The following is a 20,456-nucleotide window of genomic DNA, read 5'->3' on the forward strand; positions in this document are numbered from 1 at the left end:
GATCAACAGTAGCAATAAGCATGTTGCGCCAATTGTTTGTGATAGGGATGGTCCTTGTGGCTGGCGCTCTCTCGGGTTGCGTAACCTCCGGGGTGGGCGCGCCTGTTTCCAATCGTGAATTCCAATCCTTTCCTGAACAGAAGAAGACCCAGTCGCCTCCTCAGCAGAAGAAGGCCCGGTTCTATCGAGTCAGGCGGGGGGATACACTTTATTCTATCGCTTGGCGCAACGATCTGGAGTATCGTGAACTGGCACGATGGAACGGGGTTCAAGCCCCTGAATATCCGATCTTTCCTGGGCAGTTGTTGCGGTTGGCTTCGCCGCAGAAGCGGCCGGTGGTGGAAAAGAAGATCCCTCCACCTGTTACTGCAGCGCCCCGAAAAGCAGCACCCACCAGATCGCCACAGGCTAAGGTTAAACCTGCGCGTAGGCCAGAAACCCCGACGACGCCACCAGTCCAGGTCAGGTCAACCTCCAAAACCGGGAATAGTAGAACAAATCTCAAGATAAGTTGGCGCTGGCCGACACAAGGCAAGGTGGTTCAGACTTTCCAGCCCCGGGACGCCAACCGTAAGGGGATAAAGATCAGGGGGAAACTGGGTCAACCGGTCGCTGCGGCTGCATCTGGAAAGGTTGTTTACAGTGGTAGTGGGCTGGTGGGGTACGGCAATCTGATTATCGTTAAACACAATAAAAATTATCTCAGTGCCTATGGCTACAACCGAAAACTGCTAGTGCGGGAGGGTGATCAGGTTGAGGCTGGGGAACGGATCGCTGAACTGGGGGTTCCAAATCGAGGGGCAGAGCCGGTGCTGTACTTCGAGATAAGAAAAAAAGGTAAGCCGGTCAACCCGTTATCGATTCTCAGCAGAAGATGAGATAGAGCTAGGAGCCTCTGAATGAATCTGGACGAGCAGAATTGTGAGGTCAAATTTTTCGATGCAAGGCGGGAATCGCAGGTAATAATTGGTCTATTGCCTAGATTTCCAATGCGGCAGTGGGAGATTTGGACCGCAAGGCTGTCGTTCATGATTCGTTCGGAGGCTCCCCAAAGATGAGGAGTGGTGATGAGTGAGGAGCGAGAGGAGATGGAGAACAGCTCGGGCGACGCGATCAATAAGGCGGTGCCGAAAGAGGCTATCAATATGACTGTCAAGCCGGTTTCTGAGTCGACGCGGGGGGAGAAAAAAAGGATCCAAGAAAGCGTCTTCGGCAGTACCGATTCGTGAACCGTCAGATGTGCAGATGGATGCGACTCGTCTCTATCTGAATGAAATCGGTGGTTCTAAACTCCTGACCGCGGAAGAGGAGGTCTATTACGCCCGTTTGGCGCAGAAGGGCGAACACCCAGCGCGTCAGCGCATGATCGAGAGCAATCTGCGTCTGGTGGTAAAGATCGCACGGCGTTATATGAATCGGGGGTTGGCGCTGCTGGATCTGATCGAAGAGGGTAATCTCGGCTTGATCCGTGCGGTGGAGAAGTTTGATCCTGAGCGGGGATTTCGTTTTTCGACCTATGCCACTTGGTGGATCCGGCAAACCATTGAGCGGGCTATCATGAATCAGACCCGTACCATCCGTCTGCCGATCCATGTGGTCAAGGAGATCAATGTCTATCTACGTGCGGCGCGTCAGTTAGCCCAGAGTCTTGATCATGAACCAACTTCGGAAGAGATTGCTGACCTGCTGGACAAACCCATTTCTGAAGTGAAACGAATGCTCGGCCTGAACGAGCGGGTCACCTCAGTCGATACACCGTTTGGTAAGGATGCTGACAAGCCGCTGCTCGACACTATCCCTGATGAGCGGGTCCAGGATCCGACCGTGAATATCCAGAATGACGGACTCAATACCAATCTCGACACCTGGCTGTTAAAACTCAATGACAAACAGCGTGAGGTGGTGGAGCGTCGTTTTGGGCTGCATGGTTACGAGAATTCGACTCTCGAGCAGGTGGCTAATGAATTGGGGGTAACCCGTGAACGGGTGCGCCAGATTCAGATGGATGCACTGCGCCGTCTCAGGGATATCCTTGAACGTGATGGTTTCTCTGTCGAAACCATATTTAAATAGGCTCTGACTATCTGCAGCCTGCCCGAATCAGAGGGCAGGCTCTGAAACCCTCCTTTTCTTCTCCTCAATCCCCGCCCTGCCTGTGCCGGAAATCATGGCCTTGTCATAGCTGACGCTGACGGGGTGGTGGTCGATGGCAGTGTGGAGAGCGTGGTGTGAAAAAAACGGGTTGCACGATTGAACAAAACGTTCAATTTAGTTTATTAATATTCTCTTGATCTATCTCAATTAATTCGATTCTGATGCCGTAAAAATCGTTTCTATTCAATGAGTTGATGGCTTTATTAGGGGTGTGTCATATGCCGCATGTGCCTTGACTTTTGTAGTGATAGAGAGTGATATATGCCCGGTCTGTGTCAATACTACCGGTGTTGGTGTGGATATGGGGTTTCCCAAAAACTATAACCTTTTGTTTTTGTTCAACAACTCGTAGAGAGGGGGGTTCATGGACGCCGTAGCAGAGCAGAAGTACAACTTTGATGTTGTACGCTGGTTCGCCGTCATGGCAGCGGTCTACCTCGTGGTAGGTGCGTCAGCCGGTGTGTATATAGCATCCGAACTGGCATGGCCGGTACTTAACTTCGATATTCCATACATCACTTTCGGACGTCTGCGTCCGCTTCACACTAATGCAGTTATCTTCGCCTTTGGCGGATGTGTGTTGATGGCAAGCGCTTTCTACAGCGTCCAGCGTACCTGCGGTACGCGTCTGTGGAGCGACAAGATGGCGTGGTTCACCTTCTGGGGTTGGAACCTGATTATTGTCGCTGCGGTTATCACTCTGCCGCTGGGTATCAACCAGTCCAAAGAGTACGCAGAGCTGGAGTGGCCGATCGATATCGCTATCGCGGTCGTGTGGCTCTCCTACCTCTTCAACTTCATCATGACTATTGCCAACCGGAAGAGTTCACACATCTATGTGTCTAACTGGTTCTTCCTTGGCATGATGGTGATGATCACCTACCTGCATGTGGTCAACAGCCTGGCCGTCCCGGTCGACATGTTCAAGTCATACTCCCTGTTCGCCGGAGTGCAGGATGCCATGATCCAGTGGTGGTGGGGTCACAACGCAGTGGGCTTCTATCTGACCGCAGGCTTCCTCGGCATTATGTACTACTTCGTGCCCAAGCAAGCGGGTCGTCCTGTCTACTCTTACCGTCTGTCAGTTATCCACTTCTGGGCACTGATGTTCGGTTATGTATGGCTGGGTGCGCACCATCTGCAGTACACCGCTCTGCCTGACTGGACCGGTTCTCTGGGTGCGGCAGTGTCTATCGGCATGATCATCCCCTCTTGGGGTGGCGCGGTGAACGGCATGATGACGCTCTCCGGTGCATGGGACAAGCTGCGTACTGACTATGTCCTACGCTTTCTGATTATGTCCCTGGCCTTCTACGCCATGTCGACCTTCGAAGGTCCGGTCATGTCGATTAAGACCGTCAACGCGCTCTCCCACTACACTGACTGGACCGTTGGTCATGTACACTCCGGTGCGCTGGGTTGGGTTGCTATGGTTGGTATTGGCGCGATCTATCACATGATGACACGTACCTTTCATACCGAGATGTGGTCTGAGAAGCTGATCAACGCTCACTTCTGGACCGCCACCATCGGTACCGTGGTCTACGTCGTTGCTATGTGGGTATCCGGCATCATGCAGGGCCTGATGTGGCGTGCCTATGATGACTACGGCACTCTGGCCTACACCTTTGCTGAGTCTGTTGAAGCCATGCACCCTTACTACGCGATGCGCGCAGTCGGCGGCATGATCTTCTTGCTTGGCGCGGTGCTCATGCTCGTCAATATATTGATGACCGTTAGCAAGGCTTCCCGCGAAGGGAGCATCCAGGCCGCGCGTACCGCCGCTGTTTAATTAAGGGGAGATACGTAAAATGGCAAACAACAATGAAGCTGTTGGCATGCAGGAGAAGATGGAGAAAAACATCTGGGGTCTCCTGATCGTGCTGGCTATTGCGCTCTCTGTGGGCGGTATTGTGGAGATCGTTCCGCTCTTCACTATGAGTAGCACCTTTGAGCATAACAAGTTCCCGGAGATCGTCTGGCAGCGTCAGGCAGGGCAGACCCTGGCTGACCACAAGGCTGGTGACGGCATTCGTCCCTATACTGCGCTGGAACTGGCAGGCCGGGACATCTACCAAAGGGAAGGGTGTTATCTCTGCCACTCACAGATGATCCGTCCGTTCCGTGACGAGAAGGAACGCTATGGACACTACTCACTGGCCTCGGAGTCGATGTACGACCATCCGATGCAGTGGGGTTCCAAGCGTACCGGTCCCGACTTTGCTCGCCTCGGCGGCAAATACTCCGACGATTGGCATCGTAAGCACTTGCGGGCGCCTCGCTCCGTCGTGCCCGAGTCTGTCATGCCCAACTACCCGTGGTTTAAAAACAATTCGGTGGAAGGTGTGGATATGGCTGCCCGCTTCAAGGTCATGAAGCTGATGGGTGTTCCTTATACGGATGAGGACATCGCCAGCGCCAATGCCGAACTGGCAGGCAAGACCGAGGAAGATGCGGTGGTCGCCTACCTGCAGGTACTGGGTACTATGGCCAAGCTGGACGACAGCAAGGTATATCGTGAGTAGTCTCGCGGAATACTTCCATACCGATTGGGAGGCGATGACCACCAACGACTGGGTGGGCCTGGTCATGACCGTGGTCGTCTTCCTCCTGATGGTTGGTCTGTATTTCTACGCACTACGTCCGAAAAATCGGGAGAAGCTGGAGTCCCGGCGTTTTATCCCGATGGAAGAAGATAAAATCGATAGCGGAGAAAAAAATGGCGGATAACAATCCATTTCCGGGTGAAAACAACACCGGGCACATATGGGACGACAATCTGCGGGAGCTTAGCAATCCGCCCCCGCGTTGGTGGATGATCGCCTTCTGGGCCTCAATCATCTGGTTCTTTGGTTATGGTGTGCTCTATCCCATGTACCCGATCGGTAACGAGTCGACCAAGGGTGTAATGGGTTGGACCCAGATCGGCGAGTACAACGAAGGCGTTGATGAGGTGGAAGCCGTTCGCGCCGAATTCGAAAGCCAGCTCAAGGGTATGAGCGCCAAGGATGTTCTGGCCGATCCCGGGTTGAGCGAATACACCGTGGCCGCGGCCAAGGTGCTATTTGGTGACAACTGCGCGGCCTGCCACGGCGGCGGCGGTCAGGGTGGTCCCAACTTCCCCGTGTTGGCCGATGATGACTGGCTCTACGGTGGTGCCATCGAGACCATCGAACAGACCATCAGCATGGGACGCAAGGGCATCATGACTGCTCATGGCAAAATCATCTCTGATGATGAGTTAGGCAAGCTGGTAACGGCGATTGAGGCTGGCAATCCTGCTGGTGAGCCCCTGTTCATGCAGAAGGGCTGCATCGCCTGTCACGGCATGGACGGTAAGGGCATGCAGGTTCTTGGTTCCGCTAACCTGACCGACGGTATCTACCGCTTCACCCCGGAGGAGGGACAGAGCCGGAGTGAGAGTATCGCCTATACCATCAAACATGGTGTAAACGATGCGACTGACCCCGCGTCACGCGTGGCTGAGATGCCGTCTTTTGGGGATCGTCTCTCCAAAGATGACATCAAGAAGCTAGCTGTCTACGTTTACAAGTTTGGTGGCGGCCAATAACGGCTTTGTCTAAGTGGGCCACATGGGAGGCATACCTCCCATGTGGCCAAGAATCGAGGGATGTGCTATGAATGCCGATGCTGTTTTTTGGGGATCCATCATTTCCGTGGTGATCTGTGTGGTGATCATTATCTTTCTGGGCTTCAAGGTTTCAGCCTTGATCAAGGGCGATGCTGAAAAGCACAAATGATTCCATGATATACCCATAAAAAAAGGGGGGGTTACCCCCCCTTTTTTTATGGGAAATCGGGTTTGGCTACGGTATGAATGAGTGAAGAGGTGAGGCCATGCACTTTGTCTGATGGTGTTGTTGCATACATCTGAAGATATCTTCAGAGCGATTCTTGGATTGATAAAACGCATTGGTTTTGATGATATTTGCCGGATATGATGGGGAACAATCTGGATTATTCTTCATCCAATAGGAGCTAGGCCGTTGAGCGCAGAAAAGAGCACTTCCCAGCAATCCTCAATGGAGGAACTGTACGACGAGGCGGAACACTGGCAGCTTAATACCGGCGAAGAGACCATTCATGCCAAGCGCATGAAAGGCAAATGGCGCAGCTATAAATGGTATGCAAATTCCTTCTGGCTGATCCTGTTTTTGGGTCCCTATCTGCGCTGGGGAGATCGCCAGGCAGTTCTGTTTGATATTCCCAACCGCCAGTTTCATATCTTCGGCGTGACCATCCTGCCACAGGATTTCTGGATGCTCTCCCTCACGCTACTGTTCTTTGCGATTCTGCTGGCTGTAGTGACAGCTCTGGCTGGACGTATCTGGTGCGGTTTTTTCTGCTTTCAGACTGTCTGGACCGATATCTATGCCTGGATTGAAGATAAGCTGGAGGGGGCTCCTCAGAAGCGCCGTAAACTCGACAAGGCGCCCTGGAATGTCAACAAGATCCGTATCAAACTGACCAAGCACTTGCTATGGCTGGTTATCGGGTTCCTCACCGGTATCAGCTTTGTCGCCTGGTTTGTTGATGCCTTCCAACTGTGGGCGGATTTGGTGAGCTTCACTCTGGGTTCGACAGCCATCATCTCCATTGCCCTATTTACCGTGGGCACCTATGTGCTGGCAGGTTTCCTGCGTGAACAGACCTGTTTCTGGCTCTGTCCCTATGCCCGTATTCAGGCGGTAATGATCGACAATACCACGGTAGTGCCAACCTACGACTTCCATCGTGGCGAGCCCCGCGGACGCGTGAAAAAAGGTGTTTCCGAAGAGGAGCGCACGACTGGCGACTGCGTCGACTGCAACCAATGCATCGCAGTCTGTCCGACCGGTGTCGATATCCGCCATGGCCAGCAGGAGGGCTGCATCATGTGCGCGCTCTGCATTGACGCCTGTGACTCGGTGATGAAGAAGCTTGGTCGGCCAACGGGGTTGATTCGTTACGAGTCGCTGGATGCCCTGAATGGCAAGGAAAGTCGCCCGTTGCTGAAGCGTCCACGGGTCTGGGTCTACAGCATCATCATGACGGCTGCCCTGTTGGGGATAGGCTATGGCATGAGTACACTCGATGCGCTCGAGATAAAGGTGATTCACTCCCGTCAGCCGCTGTTCGTGCTGCAGAGTGATGGCTCGATCCAGAACAAATACACGCTCAAAATCCTCAACAAGATGACGGGCGACATACCGGCCAAGATCAGCATCAGTGGTATTGACGGAGCGATCCTGGTGGATGCCGACCTGGTGACAACCGCCCGGCACGGCAAGGTCACCCCGCGGACTGTCTTTGTGAGGGTGCCGAAAAAGCTGCTCAAGCAGGAGACGACACCGATCATCTTCCATGTGGAGGGGCAGCTGGGTGAAGAGCTACTGAAGGCCCAGCGAGAGAGTATCTTTATTGGTCCAAGGTACTGACTTCTATATACTAAGTAGGCTCCAGGGGCGGACCAGTGGTCCGCCCCTCTGTTTTTGGCTTAAGTGACGATTAGTGACGATATGGCAGACAAGAATTCCGCATGGCGCAGCCCCTGGGTGATCGGTTGGGTGGCGATGGTAGCCATCTTCTTCTCGATGAACCTGTTCATGATCTTCATGGCGGTGGATAACAATCCCGGCCTGGTGAATGAAGATTTTTATGAGCGTGGTCAGGATTACGAAGAGAACATGATGAAGCGGCGTGCCAATGATCCGGGCTGGCAGATGAAAATCCAGCTGCCGCGCAAGATCGATGTTGACCAGCTAATTGCTGCCCGTTTCACGGTCAAAGACAAGTCGGATCAGCCGGTGACGGTAGATCAGGTGATGTTCCACGCCTATCGTCCCTCGGATGCAGCAGAGGACTTCTCGGTACCGATGCTGCAGGTGGCGCCTGGAGTCTATGAAGCGGAACTGCGCTTTCCGTTGCTCGGCGCCTGGGACATCCTGGTCAGCGTGAAACGGGGTGAGGATGAGTTCAATACGCCCAAGCGGATCGGGGTCGGTATCGACTGGATGCCCTGAGAGTAGATGTTAGAGGGCCGGGTTTTGTCTAGCGAAACGCCTGATGGGACGATACCGGAGTCGGGTTGTTTCCACTGCGGCCTGCCGATACCGCCAGATGACGATGTGGTCGCCCGTATCGAGGACGAGCAGCAGCACTTCTGTTGTACTGGCTGCAAAGTGGTCTGTGAGGCGATCTACGAGGCTGGCCTCGAGGGCTTCTATCGACGCACCCCGGAGGACGCCAGTCTGGCGCCGCCGCCTGAACTGCCCAAAGAGCTCGCCCTCTATGATCTGGATGAGGTGCAGGAGGAGTTCGTTGGTGATCTGGGTGAACTGCGCGATATCCATTTGCTGGTGGAGGGGATCCACTGCGCCGCCTGTGTCTGGTTGATCGAACACACTCTGCGCGCCATGCCAGGGGTTGCCCATGCCAGTGTCAACCTGTCGGGAAAGCGGCTGCATCTCAAGTGGCATAACCAACAGCTGAAGCTCTCCCGCATCATCGAGCGCCTGGGGCAGATCGGCTATGCGGCGGTGCCCTACGACCCCGAAGTGGCCGAGGGCAAGCTGAAACGGCAGAATCGTAATCTGCTCTACCGCATGGCCTTTGCCGGCTTCGGCATGATGAACCTGCTATGGATCTCGATTGCGCTCTACTCAGGCGCGGACCAGGGTGAGTTTCGCGGCATGTTTCACTGGGTCGGCTTTGCCCTAGCGACACCGGTCTTGCTCTACTCAGGCCATCCGTTTTTCAAAGGCGCCTGGGCAGGTCTGAAGAACTTCCACCTCGGCATGGATCTGCCAATCGCCATCGGCGCCTCCATCACCTACCTCTACTCGGTCTATGTGACTCTTTCCGGCTCGCAGTTGGGAGATGTCTACTACGATACGGTGGTCAACTTCCTGTTTGTGATACTGGTTGGCCGCTATCTGGAGGCGATCTCAAAGCGCCAAGCGGTGGCTTCCACCCAGCGCCTGCTCGATCTGCAGCCGCGAGTGGCGACAGTGCTGCGCGATGACCAGGAGGAACTGGTGCCGATCCGCGCGGTGCAACGGGGCGAACTGGTGCTGGTGCGTCCCGGCGAGCGAATTCCGGTGGATGGTACGATCGTCGAGGGAGAGAGTGCCCTGGATGAGGCGCTGCTGACCGGCGAGTCGCTGCCGGTGGAGAAGGGGGTCGGCGCGTCGGTCTCAGCTGGTACCATCAACGGCCATGGCATGCTGAAGATTGAAGTCGAAGGCGCGCTCAAGGACACTGCGCTGGGGCGCATCATCCGTCTGGTAGAAGAGGCACAGGCCTCCAAGGCGCCGATCCAGTGTGTCGCGGACCAGATCGTGCCCTGGTTCGTGGCGGTCACCCTGGCGCTGGGCAGCGCCACCTTTCTGTGGTGGTTGCAAACCGATTTTGAGGTGGCCCTGCTGGCGGCCACCTCGGTGCTGATTATCACCTGTCCCTGCGCCTTTGGTCTGGCTACGCCGATGTCGATCGCGGTGGCATCCGGCCTAGGGGCCAAGTATGGCATCCTGGTGAAGAACGGCGAGGTGCTCGAAAGCCTCTCCAGCATCAATCATGTCGTGTTCGACAAGACCGGTACCCTCACCGAAGGGCGTATGTCGCTGGTGGCGGTTCATAGCGCAGCAGGTCGCTGGCAGATTAGCGACGATGAGTCGATGCCCGAGCCGCTCGTCGATCTGCTGCGCCAGCTGGCGGCACTGGAGCGCTACTCGGAACACCCCACGGCACAGGCGATTCTCAGCTGGGTAGAACAGCAGGGCGGCGACTACCGCAAGATTGCGGTCAACAGTTTCAAAAACCACCCAGGCATGGGGATCAGCGGCGAAGTGGCCGGGCGCGAGTTGATTGCAGGCAGTGCTGCCTGGATGGAGCGCTCAGAGGTAACGCGTCTGAGTAATTTGGATCAGGCCGAGCAGGAGTTGCAGGCCCAGGGAGTGGGGGTGATCCATCTGGCGCTGGATGGCAAAGAGCAACTGCTGATCGGCATCGAAGATCGGATCAGGCCCGACGCGCCGCAGCTGATCGCTGACCTGAAGGCGGAGGGGATGCAGCTGACCCTGCTGAGCGGTGACCGGCGCCAGACGGCGGAGGCGATCGCTGAGCGTCTGGGCGGAATGGAGGTGATCGCCGAGGTGTTGCCCGAGCAGAAGGATCAGGTGATCGCCGGACTGCAGCGGGACGGCCACAAGGTTGCGATGGTGGGGGATGGCGTCAATGATGCGCCGGCGCTGGTACGCGCCGATGTCGGCATTGCCATGGGATCGGGCACCGATGTCTCCATCGCCAGCGCCGATATCGTGTTGATGAGCAGTGAGCTGGAGAAGGTGCGGCTGGCGACCGGGTTGTCACGGCGCACTCTGCGCACCATCCGCCAGAATATCGGTATCTCGATCCTCTACAATATCATCATGGTGCCGCTGGCGATGGCGGCGGTGGTGACACCGCTGGTGGCGGCGATCTCGATGCCGATCAGTTCGCTGGCAGTGATCAGCAATGCGGCCCGCATTCGCACCCTGTTCCGCGGTGTCGACTCCCGCTAGAATTATTAGATTAACTTGGGGGTATTGGATGGAAGTTATCTATGGTTTGATTCCGGGCATGATCTTCCTCGGCCTGGTGGCGGTGGTGGTGCTATTTTGGGCCGCCCGCAGTGGGCAGTTCGATGACCTCGAGGGTGAGGCCCACCGCATCCTGATGGACGATGATGCTGACCCGAAGAAGAAACGCCGCTCCCCGGAGCGGCGTATGCCCGATGCCGAGGATCAGGACGAGGGTTGAGCGGCGTTGTTTTTGATCGATTCGATCAGCGTTTCTATCGCTGCGGGGTTGGTGTACTGCAGCACCTCTTTACCCTCCGGGTTGAGGCTGATACTCAGACCCTGCGCCGGATAGATCCAGTGCATCACCCCAGAATCACCCTCCGGGATCTGCGAGTCGGGCTCGCCAAATCGGCTGCGGATCAACGCCTCGTCCAGGTTGGTGACCGGGATGTAGTTGATCAGCTTGATCGGCAGTTGCGCCACCTGTTGCATATCCTCAAAGGCGAGATCGACCTTGCTGGTCATCTCTGTGGTGCGGGCGATGCGCGCCCCCCGTTCATAGAAGCCCTGCAGCTGACTCTCGTCGGCCTCCAATACGAACACGAAATCGGCCTTCAGGCCACTCAGTGCCATGCGTTCGAAATAGGCCTCTAGCACCGGGGCTTCGCCCTTGGAGATGAAGAGTGAGACCTTGCCTTCATCCCTGAGCAGATGACGGGCATCCGCCAGGGTGCTCTTGCCCAGGGTGAGGCCGAACACGCGGGAGTTGCCCAGCGCATCCAGGCTGATCCTCCAGGGGAGTTTTGGCTCTGCGTCAGGGGCCTTTCCTCCGGGCAGCATGACGGCCAGGCTGACGGCGACGAGAGTGGCGGCAAGGATTCCGAAGAGGATTTTTCTATCCATCTGACTCTGCTAATGGCTGGTAATTGTGGAGGCGGACGAGAGCAGATCGATGATCCCGGGTCCGCCGGCAATGGGGGATTCTACAACGCTAGGCTCGCTTTGGCTCTTGTCAATTTGCAAGGGCCGCGCCGGCGGGGATGCAGAAGTCGATGGCGTGAGATGAAATTTCCGGTTGCGATATGGTAACTTGGGTTGCCTGATCCCATTCCCCTGCTGAGTTACCTGAGCCCGATGAAATTCGAGATATCCGAAGCGGCTGCACACAAGGCGAAGATTCCCCATGAAGTCTTCCTCACCAACCTGATTGGCAACCACATCCTCTGGTTTGTCGCCTCGCTGGGGGTGGCGCGCTCCTTCTGGCAACCGGTCGCATTGGTACCCGTTGTGTCGCTCATAACGCTCTTCTATACCCTGTGGCGGGCACGCCGCTCGTGCCAGGTCGATGAGTGGTATGTGATGTGCCACTGGCAGCTGGCTGCGGCCCGTAGCCGTGTCTTTCTTGGCATGATCATGTTCGCCCTGCTGGTGTGTTTTGCGGGATGGATCGGCTACACCTACTTCGGCATGATGGAGGTGGCGGTCTATGCGGTAGTCGGAGGGGGCAGCATCCTGCCGGTGATGGTGACCGTACTGATCCTGATCATCATGGAGTCAGATGCGCTGCACCAGACCGACCAACAGAAGATGCCCCGCAGCCTGTTGCTGAAATATCCCAAGCCTGATGGTGTGGTGGCGCTCGCAGAGCCGGAGAATCAGCCAGGAACCTAACGGATGATCAGTGCGGCGGCGACCTGCCGCCCCTCGCTGACCAGGATGTTGTAGGTGCGGCAGGCTGCCGCGGTGGACATCGACTCCAGGCCGATTCCCCGCTCTACCAGCAGCCGCAGCAGCGATGGGTGGGGGAAGGCGTGGCGATCGCCGGTGCCGAGTATTACCAGCTGCGGTTCCAGGGCCACGGCTGCTGCGAAGTCATCCTCGCACAGATCTTCGAAACGCTGTGGCCGCCACTGCTCGATAATCGTCGCCGGCGTTATAATCAGGCTCTCTTCAAATGCGATCCCGTTGATCGAGATATGCCCTTTTGAATAGGCGCGTATCACGTTCTGGCCGCTGCTTATATCCTGAGTGAATTTCATGGGGCGACCATACCCGATTTTTCGGAGTGGCTGAAGCGGCTCCGACAGGGCCATCTATTTGCGGGCTGCTTCAATCTTTGCGCAACAGTGCGGTGGCCTGCTCCACCGGCATCGGCCGGCCGCATAAATAGCCCTGTATCTCGTCACAGCCTGTCTCACGAAGAAAACCTTTCTGGATCTCGTTTTCCACACCCTCTGCGATGACCTCCAGGCCCAGTCCGTGCGCCAGATAGACCGTGGCGCGGATGATCGCCTCGTCGTCGGGATCGCGTCCCACGTCATTGACGAAGGTACGGTCGATCTTGAGTCGGTTCAGCGGGAAGCGCTTGAGGTTTGCAAGTGAGGCGTGACCGGTGCCGAAGTCGTCGATGGCTAGCTGCAGGCCCAGTTGCGACATGGCCAGCAGGTTGTGGCTGGCGACACTGGCCTCTTCGATGACGGCGCTCTCGGTAATTTCGCACTCAAGTCGGCTGGCGCGGGCGCCGGTGGCTGCCAGGACCTCGGCGAGGGAGTGCCCCAGGTGATTGTGCATCAACTGGCGTCGTGAGATGTTGATGGCAAGCCTGCAATACTCCAGCTCCTCCTTATCCCATGCGGCGGCCTGCTCACAGGCGCTGTGGAACACCCATAGGCCGATCTCGTCGATCAGGCCGCTGGTTTCGGCGATGGGGATGAATTCACCGGGCGGTATCAGGCCGCGCCCAGGAGAGCGCCAGCGCACTAGGGCCTCGAGGCCGGTCAGCTGCCCATCCGAGAGTCTGAATTGAGGCTGGTATTCAAGAAACAGCTCCTCGTTGACTATTGCTCGTCGCAGCTGTCGTTCCAGACCGAATGCTGCCTGATCACGTTGGGAGATCGCATGGTTGAACAGGCGGTAGCAGTTGCGTCCAGCGTTCTTGGCCGAATACATAGTGGCGTCCGCCTGCCTGATCAACTCACTCCCGTCGTTACCGTGCAAAGGAAACAGGGTAATGCCGATGCTGGCGGTAATGTCCAGATCGTGCCCCTGTACAAAGAAGGGTGCGGAGAAGCGCTGCAGGATCTTGTCGGCGATATGTTCTGCGTCGGCCTTGGAGTCGATATCCTCGATCAGCAGGGCGAACTCGTCACCGCCGAGGCGCGCGATGGTGTCCTCCGTCCGGCACACCTCTTTCAGTCGTCCGGTTACCTGTTTGAGCAGCTCATCGCCTACTGCATGGCCAAGTGAATCGTTGATGATCTTAAAACGATCAAGGTCGAGGAACATGACAGTGCCGGCATGGCCGGTGCGGGTTGCGCGGCTGAGGGCCTGGTCGAGTCTCTCCTCGAATAGTTTGCGGTTCGCCTGGCCGGTGAGCGGATCGTGGGTGGCCATGTGCTTCAGTGCTTCGCGCGAGCGCCTGAGTTCGCTGATATCTCGCACCAGGCAGATCACGGTTTGTTTGCCGTTAACCATCAGTTCCGTGGGCATTATGCGGGCCTCGAACCAGTCGGAACCGGATGGAATGTTGAGGTTGTACTCGATGACCTGCAGGGTCTGGCTCTGCAGGGCCTTGTGGATCGTGGAGAGGAACTGCTCCGCCATTTCGGGCGGGAAGATGTCATGGATCGTCTTACCTTTAATCTCCTCCGCAGGTCGGTAGAGCAGATCATTGCGCGCGGTGAGCACCTCCAGATAGAGGCCATCCTCATCGTTGAGAAAGAGCAGATCGTGAAGCGCGCCAACAATCGCGTGCAGGCGCGTCTCGTAGGAGGATTTCTGGCGTTGGTAGAGGGCCTGCATCTCCTCCGAGGAGAGGGTGAGCGAACGCTCCAAAGTGTAGCGATCCTGGTCGGCGTCGTGATAGGCCTGGTCGATTCGGGATAATAATTCCTGCCAGGATGCGGGTTCAGGTGGCTGGTCGGGGCTCAGGCTGAGTTTGCGCAGCTGTCGTGTGAGCAGCCGGTGGAGCTCTTCGTTCACTTTTCCCAAAACAGGCTCAGGGTCATGGTCTGATTATGCAGGTCGCAGCGCCCGCTCGCCAAGGGTGATATCTCTCCATAGGAGTAGAAGCCGATCTGCTCGGTGCCTTGTGGCAGGCCGTCTAGCGAGGCCTCGATCTCCTCCTCGGTGCGCTGGCCTAGCACCAGCCTGCGCCCGACACAGCTGATTGCCACACTGAGTAGAGGGCCGCCAGGATAATCCTGTAGCGTGACGCTGTCGGCCGCGTCGGCTGCACCGTCGATCAATCGCTCAAAATTCGCTCGCATTAGGCGCACGTAGCTGCCTTGGGGGATGTCGCCGGCGAAGGTGATGGCGTTTTTGGTCTCGTCGACGGAGAGGATGGTGCGCACCGTCCAGCCATCCTCTTCCAGATCGTTACGGATCGCCAGGGGAAATAGCAGTCCAGTGGCTGGCAGGCCCGCCGCGCGTTCGCCCAGAAAGCGTTTGTAGAGTGTCAGCGCCGGTTGGCCGTCCAGAGAATAGAGCACATTGCCTTCGGCGCGGGTGACCTCGCGCTCTACGCCTAGCACATCCCATCCACCGCGTGAGCCGTGGGCGATGCCAATATGTTCGCCATACAGTCCGACCGCGACGATATGGTGGGAGCGGGGGTGCTTGTCCACCACTACCCAGGTCTTCTGGAAGCGATCGCCATCACCGGCCAGCCCGCCCGTGACGATGACCTTTTCCGGCAGGTTCTCAGAGAGTCCCTTGACGAGTTCCGAGCCGTTGACCTTCAGGCCGTCGGAGAGCACGAACACTCCCTTGAGGTCCGGTGCTGACAATGATTGCGTTAGATGTGTACCCGCCTTGAAGGAGGCATGGGTATCGTCGATTTCACGCACCGCACAGCGCAGTTTGGTATGGGTGAATCTGAGCACAGCCACGGAGAGGGTGTGATCGCTGAGCGTGGGGCCGAGGATCTCGCCCGCCGTTGAGCAGCCGATCCAGATCGCCTGCGGAAAGGCTGTGCGAAGATTATCCATGCCCGATGCCAAGGCATCGATGTCTGATGTGCCGAATAGGATCAGCCATGTCTGGTCGGAGTCCAGAGCGGGATCTAACGGCTTATCCCATCCACGGTCAGGTGAATACTGATAGGTGGAGAGTTGCATGGGAAATTCTTCTGTATGGGCCTCAATATCCCTGTCTGCGCGGCGGGAATGCGAGCATCTGCCCTGAGTGCCTGTCTCACAAAGGCGGCGTCGCTTGGTGATTCGCTAATGGAATGAAGGTATTACGGAAGGACGAAGGGGTCAAGATGCGATGACGAACTTGCGCTGGTCGGTCTGGGGTGGTGTGGCAAGTGGTCCGGCGAGGTAACAACCACAGTGAAAAATAGGGGAGGGAAGAGTTGGTGGTAGGGCAAAAAGGACAGACCATGTTTTCATTTTAAAAGCGTGGTTTGCCTCTATTCTGGCCATCAATCGAGCCTGATCTAAATGGCACTAAGTTAAACTTCTTTTGCACGAAGCTTGTATCTGGATAAGTAACGTTGCAAAGGGGGCCAGCTATTGATGGGTCATGCTAAATACCCTTAACTTAGTGCCATTTGAGTCTGGCTCCATTGATTTCTTGTTCACATTTATTTCTTCAGCATGTAAAAGCTGCGCTTGCGTCCTGTATTCTGGGAAAAGCTGCCTGCAGCACCTGTTTTATTATTTTTTCTCCAGAAATACCCTTCGTAGTATTGCTCCCATATTGCCAATAGGATTGGATTGACGCAAGAAAGTGATCTTATGATCACTATCATTACAGGATCCATTGTAGACGCGCGTCGTTGGCTCGTTGCCTATTATCGTACCACTGAAATTATTTCCGCCAGCTCCAACGATGTGAATTTCTAAATTGAAACCATTAGCAATCAGATCCCAGGTGCCAGTGCAATCAAAGGCTTGAGCGTTGGAGGCAAAAGAAAGAACGAGTAGCGAAATAATCAGTGTCTTTTTTTCATGGCCTTTCTCTTTAACTTGGATAGGAATGGATGGGTTGAGTGACAGGCTGTGCCGTCCTTTTATAATCAGGCCACAATTTCATATAATTAAAGAAACTGTGGTCTGTCCCCTAATTATGCCTAGCTAATCAATCGATTGGGCTTAAGTCAGTGCCATTCTGGTCTGTCCCCTATTGTTTTCTATGGGTTTTTTTGATTGAGTCTTTATTTGTTTGCGTACGCCGACCAGGCTGAGTAGGCCAGTGATCAGAAGGGCTAGACTTGCAGGTTCCGGCACTCCTGCCGTGTATGAGAAATAATCCCACTGGGTCACGTTCGCGCTGCCAGTGTTATTGCCAAAAACAAGCTGGCCTGGCGGAAGCCCAGTATTGCCAATTATGGGGCGCGTTAATGCAAGTAGGTCGTCAATAAATAGCTTAATTATGTCACCTTGGCCGATTATTTCATAAGTATGGAATTCAGATGTGTCGATACTAAACATGAGCTTTGTAACTTGGTTATTCTGGTAGGTGCGTGTAAAGCCTACTTCGTCAGCATAAACACCAAATATTTCATGATTGGTTTTGTCATCTATCCAGATGCCAGCGGGGTCTACATTCCATTGAGGCTCTTCTGATGCAACTAGTCGCATTCTGGTTTTGACAGTCCATCCAGCGGAGTGATCTACATTGGCAAACCAATTGCCTGGGTCTCGAAATGAATAAAAGCCTAGGGTAGGGGTGGAGATAGTTAAAATCCCGTTGTTTACAAATGAAAGGCCCTGATTTGTCGTGTCTTCAGACACAATCCACCCTTCATCTGTTGGATGTGTATTCATGTTCAAGGTTACTTGTATCGCCTGAGCTGCACCGGCAGTAAACATGAGGGCAGTGCAGATGCAGCCGCTAATTATGGTGCGTTTTGTGTTTTTCATCTGTATTTGGTCCTCTTTGTGTTGATTGGCTGGTCTGATCTGAGAGGGGCTCGATTTTCTGTAATGTAATCAGACGGCAATTATGGTTGGTTTTGTTTTAATGATTATCCAATACTATATATTGTCTTCAGTAAATGAATGGGGGCAGCCCACGGCTTCGCTAGAAGTCTGGACGCTGTGGTTTGTCCCCTATTCTTGATCAGCGAGCTTGGCTCTATTGGTCTACTGGTATTTGTGAGTGTTTTTGCGATGTCGCTTTAAAGATACAATACCAATTAATCCGGTGCCCATAAGGAAGATGCTGCTTGGCTCTGGAATCGAGTAAGTGAAGTAGTCCCATTGCGTGCGTTGGTAACTGTTTCCACCTCCATTCCCGAAAATTAAACCTGGTGTTCCTGAGCCAGGCCATGAAGGTTCATATATAAACCAGTCGTCAATAAGTAATGTCCCTTCCTTTTCAACCTGAAGATAAACCTTGTTGTCAAATATAGAGCCCATCAAGTAATAGGTGAGCCAGTCTGAGGTGTCAAAAGAGATAAGGTCAGTGGTTTCTGGATAGGTAAACTTGACTCCATCCTCAAAGAAACTAAATATCGAAAGTTGGTCAGCTTCATTGATCCAGATGAACGGGTCTCCAGAGCCCTGTTCATTTGCTAGTACACGCATGCGAGTTTCAACCCACCACCACTTATAATGATTTTGATTGACATTATTCTTCCAATCGTTTGGAGCGAAAAACTCATAATAGCTATTGCCTTTGATTTCTAGAACGTCACTGTCGTTATACGTTCCATCAGCAACAGTTATAATTTCAGCCGAACCACCCTCAGCTGCCCAGACAGACCAGCCTTCTTCGGTAGGAAGGGTATTCATGTCAAGAAACTGATAAACAGCGAAGGATGATGTTGAGTGAAGCAAGAGCGAGAGGCTTAAGTAAATTCCTGAGCAGCTCAACAGTTTTTTCATTTCCGTCCCCTAAAAATTTGTGTCAAAAGCTTGTGGCATGTTTTGTAGTCTTGGCTTGTTCAGATGACTACGAGTCTGATAGCGCAGGTACCATGCCAAAAGCAGAAGAAATTTATGCGACATATATGCTGTCTGATTAATAGGAGCTGGATCACACTTCTGGTCTTTGCGTGAAAGGAATACGGGCAAAATAATCAAACCGTGATGCGACACTACTTATGTCGTTTTCAGATGGTGTGTTGGCTGGATATTGGCGAATTGGCTGATGTGTAAAGAATTTCGACGCATCTATTGCTGGTATCGCTCCGATATTGGCTATAAATTCAACAGAAAACGCCAGGAATTGTCTGTGTGTTGACAGGAATGCATGTCCTATCAATAAGTTAGCTTACTTTGGCTGTTCCCGCTGAAAGGTGTAAAGAATCCCGACGGTAGTGTTGACTGCGTGCCCCTCAGCTTTGCTTGTTCTGAAAACTTGGGCCATCCCACCTTATATATCAGGGCATCGCGCTTCTCATGTGTTGCAGAGGTGGTGTAGAAAAATCGACATCCCGTTCGCTGGGCGCGCCTCGCCTCTATATTGGCCCCGGCCCCATGCTGCTCTGCTAATGCCCCAGCAAAATTGATCTTTCCCTGCTGCTCAGTTAATTTACCCGCCCTTGTCACCTATTAAGAGAGCAGAGGTCCCCGTGTCCACGTCCGAGATGGAAGAGTTCCCAAGAATCAAGCGCTTGCCGCCCTATGTGTTCGCTATTGTCAACGAACTCAAGGCAGCGGCGCGGGCGCGGGGCGAAGACATCATCGACTTTGGCATGGGCAACCCGGATCAGCCGACGCCACAGCATATCGTCGACAAGCTGACCGAGGTGGCGAACCGCAACGACACCCACCGCTACTCCATGTCGAAGGGCATCCCGCGACTGCGCCGGGCGATGAGCCGCTGGTACAAGAACCGCTACGACGTGGATCTCGACCCCGAGACCCAGGTGATCGCCACCATCGGTTCCAAAGAGGGGCTGGCCCATCTGGCGCTGGCCTGCGTGGGCCCGGGCGACTCGGTGCTGGTGCCCAACCCGGCTTACCCGATCCACCCCTACGGCTTCATCATCGCCGGTGCCGATGTGCGCCATGTGCCGATGCGCTCCGATGTGGACTTCTTCGAGGAGCTGCAGAAGGCGATCGAGGACTCCTGGCCGCGGCCGAAGATGCTGGTGCTCAACTTCCCCGGTAATCCCACGACCCACTGTGTCGAGCTCGACTTCTTCGAGAAGGTGGTGGCGATCGCCAAGCAGCACAATATCTGGGTGATACACGATCTGGCCTACGCCGACATCGTCTTCGACGGCTACAAGGCCCCCTCGATCCTACAGATCCCTGGTGCTGAGGATATCGCGGTCGAGTCCTACTCTCTGTCGAAGAGCTACAATATGCCGGGTTGGCGAGTCGGTTTCATGTGCGGCAACAAAACCCTGGTGGGAGCCCTGTCGCGGATCAAGTCCTACCTCGACTATGGCACTTTCACGCCGATCCAGGTGGCGGCCATCGCTGCGCTCGAGGGGCCGCAGGAGTGTGTGGAAGAGATCCGCGACATGTACCAGCGTCGTCGTGATGTGCTCTGCGAGGGGCTCTGCCACATCGGCTGGCAGGTGGAAAAACCCAAGGCGACCATGTTCGTCTGGGCGCCGATCCCTGAACCTTATAAAGAGATGGGCTCGCTGGAGTTCTCCAAGAAACTGCTTCAGGAGGCCAGGGTGGCGGTCTCGCCGGGGGTCGGTTTCGGCAGTCACGGCGACGACCATGTGCGCTTCGGCCTGATAGAGAATGAACACCGCACCCGCCAGGCGGTGCGCGGCATCCGTGACATGTTTCGTCGCGACGGTCTGATCAAATCCTGAGTCCGCTCAGG

The 20,456-nt window shown here is 55.1% G+C and carries 19 protein-coding genes and 1 pseudogene; 14 read left to right on the top strand and 6 right to left on the bottom strand.

Features of this window, described 5'->3' with window-relative positions:
* Positions 1-20 precede the first annotated feature (20 nt).
* From L0Y14_RS04670 to ccoS, 12 genes and pseudogenes are all read left to right on the top strand, one after another.
* The gene (locus L0Y14_RS04670; RefSeq protein ID WP_039960050.1) at positions 21-878 is read left to right on the top strand and encodes a peptidoglycan DD-metalloendopeptidase family protein; all 858 of its coding nucleotides are present in this window, start codon (positions 21-23) and stop codon (positions 876-878) included.
* Between the two features lie 189 nt (positions 879-1,067).
* Complete coding sequence (locus L0Y14_RS04675) at positions 1,068-1,229, top strand: hypothetical protein (RefSeq protein WP_006475223.1); 162 nt, start codon at positions 1,068-1,070, stop codon at positions 1,227-1,229.
* 13 nt (positions 1,230-1,242) lie between these two features.
* Positions 1,243-2,073 (top strand): annotated as a pseudogene (gene rpoS / locus L0Y14_RS04680) (RNA polymerase sigma factor RpoS); the annotation flags it as partial.
* A gap of 445 nt (positions 2,074-2,518) precedes the next feature.
* A complete protein-coding gene (gene ccoN, locus L0Y14_RS04685; protein ID WP_005961740.1) occupies positions 2,519-3,946 on the top strand; it encodes a cytochrome-c oxidase, cbb3-type subunit I in 1,428 nt (475 codons plus the stop codon).
* Positions 3,947-3,965: 19 nt separating this feature from the next.
* On the top strand, positions 3,966-4,679 hold the full coding sequence (gene ccoO, locus L0Y14_RS04690; RefSeq protein ID WP_005961738.1) for a cytochrome-c oxidase, cbb3-type subunit II: 714 nt from the start codon (positions 3,966-3,968) through the stop codon (positions 4,677-4,679).
* The gene (locus L0Y14_RS04695; protein WP_006475225.1) at positions 4,672-4,884 is read left to right on the top strand and encodes a cbb3-type cytochrome c oxidase subunit 3; all 213 of its coding nucleotides are present in this window, start codon (positions 4,672-4,674) and stop codon (positions 4,882-4,884) included. The genes ccoO and L0Y14_RS04695 overlap by 8 nt, the downstream gene beginning before the upstream one ends.
* Positions 4,874-5,725 (top strand): cytochrome-c oxidase, cbb3-type subunit III, encoded by an 852-nt coding sequence (gene ccoP, locus L0Y14_RS04700; RefSeq protein ID WP_006475226.1) that lies wholly within the window; start codon positions 4,874-4,876, stop codon positions 5,723-5,725. Before L0Y14_RS04695 ends, ccoP begins: the two co-directional genes overlap by 11 nt.
* A 67-nt stretch (positions 5,726-5,792) precedes the next feature.
* Positions 5,793-5,915 carry a hypothetical protein gene (locus tag L0Y14_RS16370; RefSeq protein ID WP_006475227.1) on the top strand — a complete coding sequence of 41 codons (123 nt, stop codon included), beginning with the start codon at positions 5,793-5,795 and terminating at the stop codon, positions 5,913-5,915.
* A gap of 282 nt (positions 5,916-6,197) precedes the next feature.
* Positions 6,198-7,592: a cytochrome c oxidase accessory protein CcoG gene (ccoG, locus tag L0Y14_RS04705; protein WP_006475423.1), complete on the top strand. Its 1,395-nt coding sequence runs from the start codon at positions 6,198-6,200 to the stop codon at positions 7,590-7,592.
* Positions 7,593-7,673: 81 nt separating this feature from the next.
* Positions 7,674-8,177 (top strand): FixH family protein, encoded by a 504-nt coding sequence (locus L0Y14_RS04710; protein WP_039959621.1) that lies wholly within the window; start codon positions 7,674-7,676, stop codon positions 8,175-8,177.
* A gap of 24 nt (positions 8,178-8,201) precedes the next feature.
* Positions 8,202-10,715, top strand: coding sequence for a heavy metal translocating P-type ATPase (locus L0Y14_RS04715; protein WP_305790620.1), 2,514 nt, complete (start codon positions 8,202-8,204; stop codon positions 10,713-10,715).
* A 28-nt stretch (positions 10,716-10,743) separates the two neighbouring features.
* On the top strand, positions 10,744-10,953 hold the full coding sequence (ccoS, locus tag L0Y14_RS04720) for a cbb3-type cytochrome oxidase assembly protein CcoS (protein ID WP_010085314.1): 210 nt from the start codon (positions 10,744-10,746) through the stop codon (positions 10,951-10,953).
* On the opposite strand, the gene L0Y14_RS04725 is transcribed toward ccoS, so the two are convergent.
* Positions 10,938-11,618, bottom strand: a complete 681-nt coding sequence (locus L0Y14_RS04725; protein ID WP_005959093.1) for a hypothetical protein — start codon at positions 11,616-11,618, stop codon at positions 10,938-10,940. The two genes, ccoS and L0Y14_RS04725, sit on opposite strands and share 16 nt — an antisense overlap.
* A 231-nt stretch (positions 11,619-11,849) precedes the next feature.
* Between L0Y14_RS04725 and L0Y14_RS04730 the strand changes: the two genes are divergently transcribed.
* Positions 11,850-12,386, top strand: a complete 537-nt coding sequence (locus L0Y14_RS04730; protein ID WP_006475420.1) for a hypothetical protein — start codon at positions 11,850-11,852, stop codon at positions 12,384-12,386.
* On the opposite strand, the gene L0Y14_RS04735 is transcribed toward L0Y14_RS04730, so the two are convergent.
* From L0Y14_RS04735 to L0Y14_RS04755, 5 genes are all read right to left on the bottom strand, one after another.
* A complete protein-coding gene (locus tag L0Y14_RS04735) occupies positions 12,383-12,754 on the bottom strand; it encodes an Mth938-like domain-containing protein (RefSeq protein ID WP_006475419.1) in 372 nt (123 codons plus the stop codon). The genes L0Y14_RS04730 and L0Y14_RS04735 overlap by 4 nt on opposite strands.
* 70 nt (positions 12,755-12,824) lie before the next feature.
* Positions 12,825-14,696 (bottom strand): putative bifunctional diguanylate cyclase/phosphodiesterase, encoded by a 1,872-nt coding sequence (locus L0Y14_RS04740; protein ID WP_240991705.1) that lies wholly within the window; start codon positions 14,694-14,696, stop codon positions 12,825-12,827.
* Positions 14,693-15,832 (bottom strand): FIST signal transduction protein, encoded by a 1,140-nt coding sequence (locus L0Y14_RS04745; RefSeq protein ID WP_005959097.1) that lies wholly within the window; start codon positions 15,830-15,832, stop codon positions 14,693-14,695. Before L0Y14_RS04745 ends, L0Y14_RS04740 begins: the two co-directional genes overlap by 4 nt.
* 981 nt (positions 15,833-16,813) lie before the next feature.
* The gene (locus L0Y14_RS04750; RefSeq protein ID WP_039959626.1) at positions 16,814-17,584 is read right to left on the bottom strand and encodes a PEP-CTERM sorting domain-containing protein; all 771 of its coding nucleotides are present in this window, start codon (positions 17,582-17,584) and stop codon (positions 16,814-16,816) included.
* 222 nt (positions 17,585-17,806) lie between these two features.
* Positions 17,807-18,550 (bottom strand): PEP-CTERM sorting domain-containing protein, encoded by a 744-nt coding sequence (locus L0Y14_RS04755; RefSeq protein ID WP_081417689.1) that lies wholly within the window; start codon positions 18,548-18,550, stop codon positions 17,807-17,809.
* A gap of 704 nt (positions 18,551-19,254) precedes the next feature.
* Between L0Y14_RS04755 and alaC the strand changes: the two genes are divergently transcribed.
* Entirely contained in the window at positions 19,255-20,445 is a 1,191-nt protein-coding gene (gene alaC, locus L0Y14_RS04760) for an alanine transaminase (protein ID WP_006475418.1), read from the top strand.
* Positions 20,446-20,456: the final 11 nt, after the last annotated feature.

It is taken from the genome of Candidatus Endoriftia persephonae, from assembly GCF_023733635.1.
Taxonomy (GTDB): domain Bacteria; phylum Pseudomonadota; class Gammaproteobacteria; order Chromatiales; family Chromatiaceae; genus Endoriftia; species Endoriftia persephonae.